Here is a 13,397-nt window from a genome sequence, read left to right on the forward strand (position 1 = left end):
CCGCCCGTCACCTCTGATCGATCAAAGCCTCACCGATGCCGTCAACGAGGCACACGTCTCAAGGCCCGCGCCTTCCCTCCCGCGCGAGCGGGTTCGTTCATTGGCGCAACTTCGACCTCCAGCGTGGTCGACGGCAAAGTCTGCTTTCAGGCGGCGGCAGCTCACCTCAACGGACGACAGGCGGGGAGGCGCATTGCGGACTGACGGCCTATCACCAAAAGGGACTAATGCTAGATCATCGGAGGCTTCAGAAGCGCGCCAATCCGCGAGATACTGACCGAGGGAATAAAATCGAAGTCGGCGCAGATGGCCATCGCCTGATCTTTGGTCAATCCCGCTGTCGCGGTAACGTTCGTGTCACCGTTGCCAACAGCCCAAGCACTCTCCCACAGCACCGCCAGCAAGTGGGCGCCGCTCTGCATGTTCTTGACGGTCTTGTTACCGAACTTTCGCCATAGGTGCTCCGCTCGCTCCTTCGGCTTGCCCAAAAAGCTGCCGAACTCGTTGACGACCGCCATCGGCGGAATTGAGGTGAAGGTCTTGCGCATCATCTCAACGGTTAGCTTGGCGGCCTCGAAACCGGTCGTAATCATCTCCTCAGCTTCGGTTTTTGGGGTGTTGAGAAGACCAGCCAGGACCTTCTCACGGAAGGCGCTGATCATGGTGTCTTCATATCCCCCATGGACGCCTTTGCCGAAACGTCTCATCTCCGTCTGGCCCTTCCGCTCGCCGCGCGTGAAGGTGTACTCGACCAGACGCAGCGGATCACCGTCATGCAGATATGAGATATGGAGCGGCTGGCACGCATCCCCAATGTAGTGAGTGAGCGTGCCCGCAGCACACACGAACTCTCGGGGCTTGTCGGCGGCGGCGAACTCGACCATCGCGTCGAATGTTTGCCAGACCCGGAAAGGCAGCAACCCGCGATACTTTTCGGCTATCGCGTCGCCGCTCTCAAGATCGGTGACTGAGTCGTAGAAGGCTGCCCATTTTCGGGGGTCGATGAACGTTGTCGGGTCGTCCCTACAAAGTTCCAGGAGAGTCTTTCCATTGGGATCGGGCTGATCCATGTCGGCGAAATGATTGGGCCCCTCGAAGGTGCGGGCGAATCCCTGCTTCGCGATACGTGGCTTCCAATAGAAGTCCGGCACATCCGCCAGTGCCACAAAATCCGCAGAACCCATTCCCGAGAACTCCCCCGCGAGGATGGTGGCGTCATCGTGACTGATGACGTCGGCATTGTTTTTCATCAGCGTGTTGAGTTTCGGCGACCGGTTCGACAGCGCGACCTGGGCGCGATTGGCGATCGAGAAGTGACCGATGGCACTCCATGTGTCGGGCTGATCGAGATTCCAGTTGCGGACCGGGTCGACGCCTAGCTCGGCACACACGCGCGACAGGAGCGTTGCCAATACATAGCTCTGCGGGCGCGCTTCGCCGGCCGAATAGAGCATGTTTCGGCCCCACTGCATGGCCAGCGGCTGGTAGTCCTTGTGCTTGGCCTTGGACTTAGGCGATTTGCCCTCGTCGTCTGGCTCGAGAAGCCAGAGTGTTCCTGAATCACCGGGGTGGGTTGCGAACGTTGATTCTTTCGCCTTGTTGGCCTCAGCAGGACGGGGGCCAATGAGCAGGTCAGCGACGTACTCAAACCCGCCATTGGTCTTGTAGCGGTAGAAGAGTGCGGCTATCTCGCCCTCCATCTCACCGCTTGCGGCACCGGTACCACGAACGTCGCGACCGATGAGCGCCAACGAAATGGTATGGACTGAGAGGTCGACCATCTTTCCCATTTGGCCGACATGGCGGATTTCGGCGGTCCAACGGTCGAGATTGTCGATGTCGATGAGGCCGACATCGAGATTGACGTAGACGTCGCGGCCCGGCCAGCCGGGGTAGTGCGTCGTGAACAAGGCGCGCGTCAAATGCTTCTCGGAGCTCACGCCAATGCGCTGTTCCTTACCGCCTAGCCGCGAATAGATAATTTCACCCGCTTCGCCGGCGACATGTCGGTTCGTGAGGGCATAGACGGTGTGACCATCGCTCACCAGGCACGCGATCGTGGCAGCGTACTCCTGGCCCTGGTTGCGCGCGATGACGGGCCACCCGCCGCCGATATTGTTGACGGGAAAGACCGTGCTGAGCGGACGCGTCTCGTTCCGGCTTTCCTTGGGCGCTTCAATCACGCACACCGGGACGCTGCGGCCATCCGGCAGGTATAGCGTCTTCGGCACTAGGTCGCCTGGCTCTAGCTCTTTTTCTGTAACCCAGCGTTCGACGAAAACGAGTATCGCTGGCCAGGAGTAGTAGCGAATTTGCGAGTTCGCGAGCGTGCGCGCGTAAGTGCCGTGGACTTTGCCCTCGCTGCGCTCGGTCGGCCAGCTATCTTTGGTGCGGATGCGGTAGAGGCCGATAGCTGTCGCGATCACGTTCGCGTGGCGCATGAGGTGGATGTGGTACTGGTCTCGTGCATCGAGAAGATCGCGCAACGAGAGTTGGTCATGGGCTCGATCAAGACGTTTCGTAGCCATGCTGCCCCCAACAGAATTGCGATTCTAGTATCGCCTCAACAACTCTCGCCGTCTAGGCCAATGTCTCATGTGTTCCACGGTTGCATTTGGATTTAGTATTAATGATCACTCGCAAGGTAACCCTGTCACACTCCCTTTTCAAATGTGGCCATTGGCGAAGCAGACCGTCGGCCTTTCAGAACTCTATCGCGTGCCATGAACGACCAACTTGAGGGCGCAATGCTGCGTTCACAGACTTAAGCGTGGACGTCGCCTTAGAGGCGGGCAGAATCGCGCTCACACCAGATCGCATAATGTATCAACGGGAATAAGGCGATTTGGCCTCGTGCAGTTCAGCTGGAGGAGGCGAGCCGTGGGTGTGGCAACCGGGGGCGGGCATTCAGCGGTGCCAGTCAGGGGCAGTTGCCAGTTTGATGTCCCGCCAGCAAAGGTTTGGCGCACGGTGCACTACGGCGTCTGCTGCTTCCGTTTTTCCTCGTCGTATGCGCGGTGGTCAACCAATTTGCTATGGGAGAACTTCGACCGTAATCGGCCGGTCCGCAAGCTTCTCGAGAGTTGCCGGCGACGCCTTATAGGTCCCGATGTGAAGCGTCTGGTCTGAGTAATCGATGCCGGCTGTATTGTAGTAAAAGCCGAGGTTTCCCCACGGGACGAAGTAGATGAGGTCGCCGTCTTCGGGGTCGGATCCGGGCGAGCCGATGTGCTTGAGCTTACGGGGCAGATAGCTGATTTTTTCGCGGCCGGCGAATTCCTCAAGCTTGAGTGTGAGCGGCAGCATCGAAAGGAAGTCGCGCACTGCTGGACTGTCTTCGCCAACTGTTACGTCCACCGTCGTTGCACCATCGGTGAACCGCACGACCGTACCGATCACTGACGTGGGATTGCGATCCTTTGTTTGAGCAAAGGACATGGTGGGCAATGTGACCGAATGGGCTGCGAGCAAGAGCGCAACCATTTGACGATTGAACCGCGACATTCTTTCGTTCTCTCGACTGTTGGCACCGGCTACCTGTTTCCGGTGTGACATGATCGGGCTCGAGGGGCCTTCGTTCCTGCTCAAGCCGTTCGATACCGACCAATATAAACGGTCGAGCAGCATCCGATTACCTCTGCCACTTCGCTTGCCCTCATGGGCCCAGTTCATGAGTGCCGCTCGGTCGAATGAAGATCATCAGCCGACTGATCGATCCGCTTCATAAGCGCATGCGCATTTCCGGCGCTAATCGCGCAGCCAGATCGAAGGTACTGTCTCTACCAGGTTGATCGTTGACCGCCAGCAATCGCCGCGAAGCCATTCAACCCACGAGATGATCGATGAGAATCCATTTTGAGCCAGTGTCGAAGCCTTGGAAGACAACGTCGCGATGCGTTGCGCTTCTCCTGGCGCGCGCCCGACGCCGCCTGGCTGGCAAGGCAACCGGCCCCTTGGTCTCCGCGGAGGCGCTCGGCGATGCTATCGATCGTGAAGTAAAAGAGGGCCTGGCCTACATGTTCTGGGGCCGGCTGGTCGCGCTGGGAACGCTCGCCCTGGGGGCGGTCCTTGCCGTGCCACTCGACCGTTCGGGCCTATATGTAGCTGCCATCGTGGCTTTCGGGTTGCTCAATGCTCTTTCCTTTGGCTTGGCACGCAGCAGTCGCTTTGCGACAGTGGCGACATGGTCGTTCGTCGTCATCGACGCAGCGATATTGACTTACATCTTTGTCACGCCTTCGCCGTTCGCCGTCGAAGGCTGGACGTCCCAGCTCAATCTTCGCCTGCCGAATTTCCTGTATCTAGGTGTGTTTCTGGTGAGCATGGCGCTCACCTACTCGCCAGCTCTCGTCGTGTGGAGTGGCGCGGTTACCATCGTCGTCTGGACCATCGCCTACTGCTGGGTCGCAACGCGGCCCGATTCCATCGCCTATGGGAGAGATTTGCTCGATGGCGGATTGAGTGATGCTGAGATCATTGCGCTAGTGCTCGATCCGCGCTCCGTGAGCCTGATCAATCTTTCTTATCAGACGATGTTCTTGGTGCTCGTGACGATTATCCTCGCGATCGCTGTCTGGCGCTCGCGTCGGCTTGTTCGCAAGCAGGTCGCGGCGGAGGCCCAGCGCAGCGCCTTGTCGCGCTACTTCTCCCCGAACATCGTCCGCGAGTTGTCTAGCGGGACGAGCGGCTTTGGAGAGCCTTCGCTCCAGACGGCCGCGATCCTCTTTGCCGACATGGTGGGCTTCACCAGGATTTCGGAGGGTCTTGCACCAGGGGATCTCGTTAAACTGCTGAAGGAGTATCACGCACGTCTGGCGACGGTTGCTTTTGCCCACGGCGGGACCGTAGACAAATATATCGGAGACGAGATCATGGTGCATTTTGGCACCCCTCGTCCCCGGAAGGACGATGCTGCGCGAGCGCTTGCTTGCGCGCGGGACATGCTGGAGCAGGTCCGGCAGTGGAACGAGCAGCGTCTCGCTTCTGGCGAACACGCAATCGAGGTCGGTATCGGCGTCCACTACGGCGAGGTCATCGTCGGAAACATCGGAGACGAGCGTCGCCTCGAATACACGGTGCTGGGCGACACGGTGAATGTTGCGAGCAGGCTCGAACGGCTGACGCGCAAGATCGGGACATCCCTTGCGGTCAGCGAGGACCTACTGATCGCGGCACAGGCGCAAAGCGCGAATCTGGGGCCTGCAATCGAGGAACTGCGGCCAGATCAGATGCACTTCGTGCGCGGGCGTCGGCGACCGATCGCCGTCTGGTACCTTCCGCGGGCGCACAAGCATGAAGGGCGAGGCGTAGCCAGCCGCCGCCAGCACTCGGTCCCGTCACAGTCGAAGCAAGTGGATCATATCCTTCCTGTGACCGGAACTACGACCTTTGATATCTCAAAGCGTCTACCACCACCTTGAACGCCGGCGAGTTCTGATGCCGGCTTGGATAATAGATATAGTAGCCGGGGAAGGGCGGCGACCAGTCGGAAAGCAGCGCGACCAAACGGCCTGCTTCGATATGTTCAGTCGCCAGATCCTCCGGTAAGAAGGCTATCCCATGACCTGCAAGCGCGGCGTCTACCATGGGATAGGACGTGTTGAACGTGAGTTGCCCGTCGATTCTGACGCGAAGCTCCTGGCCGTTCTTCTCAAACTCCCAGATATAGAGACCTCCGCCGGTTGCCTGGCGCATGTTGATGCAATCGTGTTGCATCAAATCCTGCGGGTGCTCTGGGATCGACCGATCTGCAAGATACTCCGGAGAGGCCACGGCAAGCATCCGCCAGTCGGGCCCGATCCTGACCGCGATCATGTCTTTTTCGATGCTCTCGCCGAGCCGAACGCCCGCATCGAAGCCGTCGTCGACAATGTTGCGCAGGCCATTGTCACGACTGAGCTCAATCTTGATATCAGGATATTTCGACAGGATCGGCTTCAGCTTGGGCCAGACGACGGTTTCGAGCGCATGATCCGACAGGGTGATTTTGATCGTACCCGACGGCGTGTCGCGCAACGCCGTAAGTGCCGCCAGATCGCTCCTGATTGCGGATATTCTCGGCGACAACGAATGAAACAAGCGATCCCCGGCTTCAGTCAAGGCAACGCTTCGCGTCGTCCTGGTCAGCAGTCTCAGCCCCATCCGGGTTTCGAGCCGCTTGATCGTGTGACTGAGCGTCGACTGGGTTATGCCAAGCTTGGCGGCTGCCTTGGTGAAGTTGCGCTCCTCGGCAACGGCGAGGAACCATAGCAGGTCATTGAAGTCTTCTTTGGCCATCGATTTTCGCTTGGTCCGCCTCGGTCGATTGATGGTGCGTGTCGATAAATGTAAGCGAAGCATGGCGTCTAATCCATAGCCGTCTCCTTTGTTAGCGTCTGTGCTGAGACAGTTTCGTTCGAGATCGTCGTGCGCATCCTAAGGAGACCGCCATGGAACTCACCATCAATGGGACCAAACACCAGGTCGACATCGAACCCGACACACCGCTGCTTTGGGTCCTTCGCGACGAACTCGCGATGACGGGCACGAAGTATGGTTGCGGACTCGCCCAATGTGGCGCCTGCACCGTGCTTGTCGATGGACAAGCGACGCGGTCTTGCGTCACTCCCGTCGAGAGCGTCGCCGGCGCCGACATCATGACGATCGAGGCGGTTGCTGATGACCCGGTTGGTCAAAAGGTCGTTGAGGCGTGGGTGGCCAACCAGGTCGCCCAATGCGGCTACTGCCAGTCCGGTCAGGTCATGGCGGCAACGGCGCTCTTGAAACAAACCCCGAAGCCGACGGAAGAGGACATCGCTGGTGCGATGGTCAACCTCTGTCGCTGTGGCACCTACAACGCGATCGCCGCGGCTGTCCGCGACGCTGCGCAAGCTTGATCGGAGGTGAACCATGGACGATACGACACCCATCTTCCCCGAGGTTCAGGCCAGCGAGAACGGCAAACCCTTCAAGGTATCCCGACGCGGCTTTCTTGGCGCATCGCTCGGCGCGCTTGTTCTTGGCGTGACGCTTCCGGCGGCTCGAACCCGCGCACTAGCGGCCGCTCCGGCGTCCGTCACGCCAGGTTCCCGGGTTGCGGCATTCCTGGAAATCCAGCCCGACAGCACGGTACTTTTCCGCAGTGCCTTCATTGAAGGAGGCCAGGGGATCTTTACCGCCATGGCGCAGATCGTCGGCGAGGAACTGGACGTCGATCCGGCGAACTTCGTCGTGGAAGGCGCTCCCCCCGGCCCGGATTATCTCCTGACCGGTGGCGGGCGGTTCACGGGCGGCAGCATGTCGGTCCGCATGAGCTACGACACGATGCGCAAGCTCGGTGCATCCGCTCGGCATATGCTGCTGCAGGCGGCCGCGGCAAAGCTTGGCGTGCCTGCGCCCGAGCTTTCGACGGAACCGGGGAGGGTAGTCCACGCCGCTTCCGGTCGCGCAATCCCCTACGGCGATATTGCCGACGACGCCGCGAATTTGCCGTTGCCGGCTGATGTCACGCTCCGAGATCGGGCAAACTTCCGCTGGATTGGCAAACCTTTCGCGCGGCTTGACGCGCGCGACAAATCGACGGGCAAGGCGAAGTACTCGATCGACCAGACGATCGACGGCATGCTCTATGCGGCCGTCCAGCACAGCCCGCGCCTGGGCGGCGAGCCCGAGATGATGCAGAACGAAGCGGACGTGCGTGGCATGCCCGGCGTTCACTCCATCCATAAGCTACCCGGCGCTGTTGCAGTGGTCGCCAACAGTTGGTGGCGTGCGCGCCGCGCTGTCGAGGCTTTGCAGGTGAGTTGGACAGAGGCTGCTTCCGGGATGTCGCACCCCATGCCGGCGGACTTCTCTTCCGAAGCGCATATGGCGAAGTTGAAAGCCACATCCGGTGATGGCGTAGCCTTCGAAACGGAGGGCGATGCGGCTGGCACGCTTGCGGGAGCGGCGCGTGTGATCGAAGCGGTCTATGATGCACCCTATCTCGTGCATGGACAGCTTGAACCGCCATCGGCGCTCGCGCGCTGGAACGAGGACGGATCTCTCGAGCTATGGCTCCCCAACCAGGCACCGGAGATGTTTCAGGCCGATGCCGCGAAGGTCGCCGGCATCGCACCAGAGAAGGTCATTATCCACTCACCGATGCTGGGCGGTTTCTTCGGACGCCACTTTCTCTATCAGACGGCGAACCCGTATCCCCAGGCAATTCTGCTTGCCAAGGCGGTTGGACGCCCGATCAAGCTCCTCTGGAGCCGAGAGGAGGAATTCCTGCGCGATGCGCTCCGGCCGATGGCTGCAGTCCGTTTCCGCGGCGGAATTGATGCCAGCGGCACGCCGGTGGCACTCTCAGCCGTTGCGGTCGGAGAGGGGCCCACGGGCCGGTGGTTCGGTCGCCAACCCGACAAGGTCGACAGTTCCGCCGTCGAGGGGATAGCCGGCAAGGTCTATGCGATCCCTAATCGACGTGTCGGCCAGATCCATGTTGACGACCCCGCGATCATCGGCTTTTGGCGTTCTGTCGGTCATTCGATGAACGACTTCTTCTACGAGACGTTCCTCGATGAGATGGCGGATGCAGGTCAGCAGGATCCTTACGAACTGCGCCTCCGTCTCCTGGCTGGCAGTCCACGTCACAAGACGCTGCTTCAGGCCGTGGCTGATCTCTCCGGCGGGTGGAAGCGTGGACCGTTCGCTGCCGAAGACGGCACCCGGCGCGCCAGAGGCGTCGCTATGGCCTCGCCGTTTGGCAGCGAAGTGGCGACGATCGCCGAGGTGTCGTTGCGCGATGGTGAAATCGCCGTGCATGACGTTTGGGTGGCGATCGATCCCGGCAGCATCGTCAATCCTGCAATTATCGAAGCGCAGATGAACTCGGCCGTTGCCCTTGGACTTTCATCGGCTCTGCTTGAGGAAGTCGTCTACGTAGACGGCGTGCCGCAAGCACGAAACTACGACGGCTATCAGATCCTAACGCCAGACCGCATGCCGCGGGTTCATGTCCGGATCGTCGAGAGCGGTGCGCCCATGGGTGGTATTGGCGAGCCAGGTCTGCCCGGCGTTCCGCCGGCCGTAGCCAATGCCCTCTCAGTCCTGGCCGGCAAGCGTGTTCGAAGCCTGCCAATGTCCAAATTTGATCTCAAGGAGGGTGACGGTTGAAGACACTCGTTCTGGCCTCTTTGGCCTCTCTCATCGTGGCCGGTAGTGTTGCGCCTGCCTATTCCCAGGAGACGGATGCCGCGCCTGGAGCGCGGCTGTTCCAGCAACGCTGCGGCACATGCCATCAGATCGCCACCACTCGCAACGGCGTTGGGCCCCATCTGCAGGGGGTCGTCGGACGGACGGCCGGAAGTGATGAGGGCTTCAAGTATTCTCCCGCCCTCAAGGCATCGGGAGTGACCTGGACGACGGAAACGCTGGATACGTTCCTGACAAACCCGGGCGCGATGGTCCGGGGCGCGCGGATGACGCAACGCTTCAACAACGCGGAAGAGCGGCGTGCGATCATCGAGTTCCTCGGCTCGCGCTAGGCACAGGCAAGCATGCGGGGTGGCGGCGGCATTGCTCGGCGCCGCCACCCCGCACTTCGTTGGTTCGCGGATTTATGCGCCTCTTCGATTAATGCAAGTGAACGATGTCGGCTAATTCGATTTTTTCCACCGTGCTAATCAGTTTCGCACGGGAGAAAACTCGCTGAATTGAAGGGCGAAACGAATGACCCACATGACGTATGAAGAGACACTGACGAGACCCGCCGCGGCCTGGGGCGCCGTCGTCTCGATGGCACTTTGTGTCGCGGTACTGATCGCTTCAGAGTTCATGCCCGTCAGTCTCCTGACGCCGATTGCAAGCGATCTTGTCATGACGGAAGGCCAGGCAGGACAGGCAATTTCGATATCCGGGCTGTTCGCCGTGGTGACGAGCCTGTTCATTGCAGGGATCACCCGGAGCATCGATCGCAAGGTTGTCCTGTCATCGTTCTCGGTCTTGCTGGTCGCTTCAGGCCTCATCGTCACATTTGCCCCGAACTACACAGTCCTGATGATCGGTCGCGCACTGCTTGGGATAGCAATTGGCGGCTTCTGGTCGATGTCCACCGCAATTGTCATGCGCCTTTTGCCCGCCACCGCTGTGCCGAAGGGGCTTGCGATATTGAACGCTGGGAACGCGATTGCGGCGACGATATCCGCACCGCTGGGCAGCTTTCTGGGCGACTACATTGGATGGCGCGGAGCATTTTTCTTCGTGGTGCCTTTGGCGCTGATCGCGCTTGTCTGGCAGTGGCTGAGCATGCCCTCGCTGCCGCCGCGTCGACGGCGCGCCGCCGGCAATGTTTTCCGCCTGCTCAAGCGCAGACAAGTCGCGATCGGCATGACAGCAATCCTACTGCTGTTCATGGGGCAATTTGCGCTCTTCACCTATCTCAGACCCTTCCTCGAGTCCGTCTCCGGCTACTCCGTTTCCGCCTTGTCTCTGGTGCTCTTGTTAATGGGACTCGCCGGCGTGGTAGGAACCTGGAGCATCAGTTCGCTGCTTTCGACGCGCCTTTACCCGATCGTGATTGGTATTCCCCTTGTCATGGCAGCGATAGCTGCAATGCTGATTGCATTTGGCTCGGCGAAGATTGCCGTTGCGGCCCTCCTGATTGCCTGGGGCTTCTTTGGCACCGCCGCGCCCGTCGGCTGGGGAACCTGGTTGAGCAGGGTACTCCACGATGATGCAGAGGCAGGCGGGGGGCTGCAGGTCGCCGTCATCCAGTTTGCCATTACCATTGGCGCGGCTGCTGGCGGATTCCTGTTCGACTGGAGCGGATGGTGGAGTTCGTTCGCATTGGCAGCCATTCTCCTGCTTGGATCGTCGGCGGCAGCTTTTGCGGCGTGGATGGATTGGGAGCGTTCAAGATGAAACGGCAAGCCACCTCGATGACGCGCCGCACTCTGCTCGGCGCGGGTATCGTCGGCACGGCCTTGCCACATCTCGCATGGGCTGAGGAGCAGACACACATGAAGGCACGTTTCATCTTCGCTGATCACGACTTTACGGTGACACTAAATGACAATCCGTCTGCCCGTGACTTCGCCTCGATGCTTCCGCTGGATCTGGCGTTCTCGGATTTCTCCAACGAGAAAATCGCCTACCTGCCGCGCAAGCTCCATCTGGAAGCAAGAGGACCTTTCCCCAACGAGGCTGCAGGCGACCTCTGCTACTACATCCCGTGGGGCAATCTTGCCTTCTTCCACGGCGATTACATCTCAACGAGAGATCTCATTCGGCTCGGTCGCATTGATGGCGGCATCGAGCCGCTGCTCACGCGCGGCGAGTTTCCGCTTCGCGTCGAACGCCTGTCCTGACGCCATCGAAAGGGAGTGAAGCATGCTGGCTACGGTTCTGCACGGCAAAGGCGATATCCGTTGCGAGGAGGTCGCCGAACCAAAAATTCTCAAACCCACCGACGCCATCATCAAGTTGGCGGCGTCCTGTGTTTGCGGCTCCGACCTATGGCCCTACCGTGGGCTCCAGCCGGTGGGCGGGCCGACACACATGGGCCATGAATATTGCGGCGTCGTCGTCGAAGTCGGCGAAGACGTCAAGACGTTGAAGCCAGGCCAGTTCGTCGTGGGATCATTCTGCATTTCCGACAATACGTGCCCCCACTGCCGTTTCGGTTTTCCATCCTCCTGCGAACAGCGTGAGTTCATGTCTGGTGCGCAGGCGCCCTATGCCCGAATTCCGCTCGCTGATGGCACCTTGGTAGCGACCCCCGAAATACCGTCTGACGACCTTATCGCGAGCTTGCTGGCCGTTTCGGATGTCCTTGGTACCGGCTGGTATGCGGCCGATGCGGCGCGGGTACAGTCCGGGTCGACGGCCGTCGTCGTCGGCGACGGCGCGGTCGGTCTGATGGGCGTGCTCTCGGCCAAACAAATGGGGGCTGAAAAGATTATCGCCATGAGCCGGCACAAGACTCGTCAGAATCTCGCGCTCGAATACGGTGCCACGCATATCGTATCGGAACGAGGCGACGAAGGTGTCGCACGGGTCAAAGAGTTGACAGGCGGCGTCGGGGCTGAATCCGTTCTTGAATGCGTCGGAACGCAGGAGGCGATGACGCAGGCGATGAACTGCGCTCGTCCCGGGGGACACATCGGCTTTGTCGGCGTACCGCATGGTGTCCAGATCGATGGTCAGACCCTGTTCTTCGCCCAGAAGAGCCTGATGGGCGGCCCGGCTCCCGTCCGCCGCTATCTCCCCTATCTCATGGAACTTGTACTGAACTGTGAGATCAATCCGGGAAAGGTCTTCGATCTCGAGGTTCCTCTCGCTGACGTCGCCGAAGGTTACCGCGCGATGGATGAACGTCGCGCGATTAAGACCCTCCTACGAGTCTGAGAGCGAGGCATACAGCCGGGCGGGCTGCTCCGCCTGGCACTCTAACCTGGCGCCCAGGGGCGGTGGCCGTCCAATTCAGGGAACTGATGTGAACGACAATCCGCTTCTCATTTTGCCGACACCAGCCAGGGCGCTTCTAACGGACGACCCCATTGAACTCCTCAAGTTTGCCGCTGAAGCATTCAAGGACTCGCAGGTAGCGATCGCAACACTCGTTGAAATTCGGGGCGGTGCTGCGCGATCACTCGGCTCACAGGTGATTGTGCTCAGCGATGGTCGCTTTGCCGGGTACGTTTCTGGAGGGTGCGTCGAAGCTGCCGTCGCCGCTGAAGCACTGCTTGCCATGGCAGAGGGTCGCGATCGAACTGTGCGCTTCGGCGATGGATCCCCGTTCCTCGACGTTGTGCTTCCGTGCGGAGGAGGGATCACGGTCGCTATCCACGTCATGCGGAGGATGGAAGAAGTCGAAAGGGCGCTCGAATTCTTGAGGCTACGACAGGCGACCGCTCTCAGATACTCGCCCGCCAAACAAACGCTGGACCTGGTCGAACCGGTGCAGCGCGCGGGATGGCTCGGTGACGACTTCTTGATCATCTATCGCCCCTCTACGAAAGTCGTCATCTCAGGGCAGACGATCGAAGTGCGAAGCGTTGCGCGTCTGGCAGAATGTTCGGGGTTCGAGGTAACCGTTCTGGCGCCGGAGAGGGGATTGCGTTTGATCGAAGACGTGGTCGATCCGTTTTCCGCCATCCTGCTTCTACACCATGACCTCGAACAAGAGATGCCGGTTCTTGAGGCCGCGCTACGAACCTCATGCTTCTACCTTGGCACTCTAGGGAGCAGGCGGACACATCAACTGCGCCTCAATCGGTTGCTGAGGCTAGGACACGGTCAACCCGAACTGGCACGCATCAAAGCACCGATAGGTCTGTTCGGCCCCGCCCGCGATTCTACTTCCCTGGCACTTTCAATCCTCGCGGATGTGGCAGCGTCCCGCTCGGCGGCGTTCGGATGAGCCTTGAGTGTTACAA

The 13,397-nt window shown here is 60.1% G+C and carries 11 protein-coding genes; 8 read left to right on the forward strand and 3 right to left on the reverse strand.

Going from position 1 to position 13,397, the window contains the following annotated elements; all coding sequences use genetic code 11:
• Positions 1-230: 230 nt before the first annotated feature.
• Complete coding sequence (locus ASD03_RS20415) at positions 231-2,528, reverse strand: hypothetical protein (RefSeq protein ID WP_057215804.1); 2,298 nt, start codon at positions 2,526-2,528, stop codon at positions 231-233.
• A 505-nt stretch (positions 2,529-3,033) separates the two neighbouring features.
• A complete protein-coding gene (locus tag ASD03_RS20420) occupies positions 3,034-3,627 on the reverse strand; it encodes a cyclophilin-like fold protein (RefSeq protein ID WP_244494670.1) in 594 nt (197 codons plus the stop codon).
• Between the two features lie 326 nt (positions 3,628-3,953).
• On the opposite strand from ASD03_RS20420, the gene ASD03_RS20425 reads away from it, so the two are divergent.
• Positions 3,954-5,420: an adenylate/guanylate cyclase domain-containing protein gene (locus ASD03_RS20425; RefSeq protein ID WP_162250528.1), complete on the forward strand. Its 1,467-nt coding sequence runs from the start codon at positions 3,954-3,956 to the stop codon at positions 5,418-5,420.
• Here the strand turns inward: ASD03_RS20425 and ASD03_RS20430 are convergent.
• Positions 5,380-6,276, reverse strand: a complete 897-nt coding sequence (locus ASD03_RS20430; protein ID WP_057215812.1) for a LysR family transcriptional regulator — start codon at positions 6,274-6,276, stop codon at positions 5,380-5,382. The genes ASD03_RS20425 and ASD03_RS20430 overlap by 41 nt on opposite strands.
• 152 nt (positions 6,277-6,428) lie before the next feature.
• Between ASD03_RS20430 and ASD03_RS20435 the strand changes: the two genes are divergently transcribed.
• The 7 genes from ASD03_RS20435 to ASD03_RS20465 all read left to right on the forward strand — a co-directional run bounded on the left by ASD03_RS20435 (position 6,429) and on the right by ASD03_RS20465 (position 13,381).
• The gene (locus tag ASD03_RS20435; RefSeq protein ID WP_057215815.1) at positions 6,429-6,875 is read left to right on the forward strand and encodes a (2Fe-2S)-binding protein; all 447 of its coding nucleotides are present in this window, start codon (positions 6,429-6,431) and stop codon (positions 6,873-6,875) included.
• Positions 6,876-6,888: 13 nt separating this feature from the next.
• Complete coding sequence (locus ASD03_RS20440) at positions 6,889-9,135, forward strand: xanthine dehydrogenase family protein molybdopterin-binding subunit (RefSeq protein ID WP_057215819.1); 2,247 nt, start codon at positions 6,889-6,891, stop codon at positions 9,133-9,135.
• A complete protein-coding gene (locus ASD03_RS20445) occupies positions 9,132-9,506 on the forward strand; it encodes a cytochrome c family protein (RefSeq protein ID WP_057215821.1) in 375 nt (124 codons plus the stop codon). The genes ASD03_RS20440 and ASD03_RS20445 overlap by 4 nt, the downstream gene beginning before the upstream one ends.
• A gap of 184 nt (positions 9,507-9,690) precedes the next feature.
• On the forward strand, positions 9,691-10,881 hold the full coding sequence (locus ASD03_RS20450) for an MFS transporter (protein ID WP_057215825.1): 1,191 nt from the start codon (positions 9,691-9,693) through the stop codon (positions 10,879-10,881).
• On the forward strand, positions 10,878-11,327 hold the full coding sequence (locus ASD03_RS20455; RefSeq protein ID WP_244494671.1) for a cyclophilin-like fold protein: 450 nt from the start codon (positions 10,878-10,880) through the stop codon (positions 11,325-11,327). Before ASD03_RS20450 ends, ASD03_RS20455 begins: the two co-directional genes overlap by 4 nt.
• A 22-nt stretch (positions 11,328-11,349) precedes the next feature.
• On the forward strand, positions 11,350-12,366 hold the full coding sequence (locus ASD03_RS20460) for a zinc-dependent alcohol dehydrogenase family protein (RefSeq protein WP_057215828.1): 1,017 nt from the start codon (positions 11,350-11,352) through the stop codon (positions 12,364-12,366).
• Between the two features lie 88 nt (positions 12,367-12,454).
• The gene (locus ASD03_RS20465) at positions 12,455-13,381 is read left to right on the forward strand and encodes an XdhC family protein (RefSeq protein ID WP_057215831.1); all 927 of its coding nucleotides are present in this window, start codon (positions 12,455-12,457) and stop codon (positions 13,379-13,381) included.
• The last annotated feature ends 16 nt before the right edge of the window (positions 13,382-13,397 follow it).

It is taken from the genome of Ensifer sp. Root127, from assembly GCF_001425225.1.
Lineage (GTDB): Bacteria > Pseudomonadota > Alphaproteobacteria > Rhizobiales > Rhizobiaceae > Ensifer > Ensifer canadensis.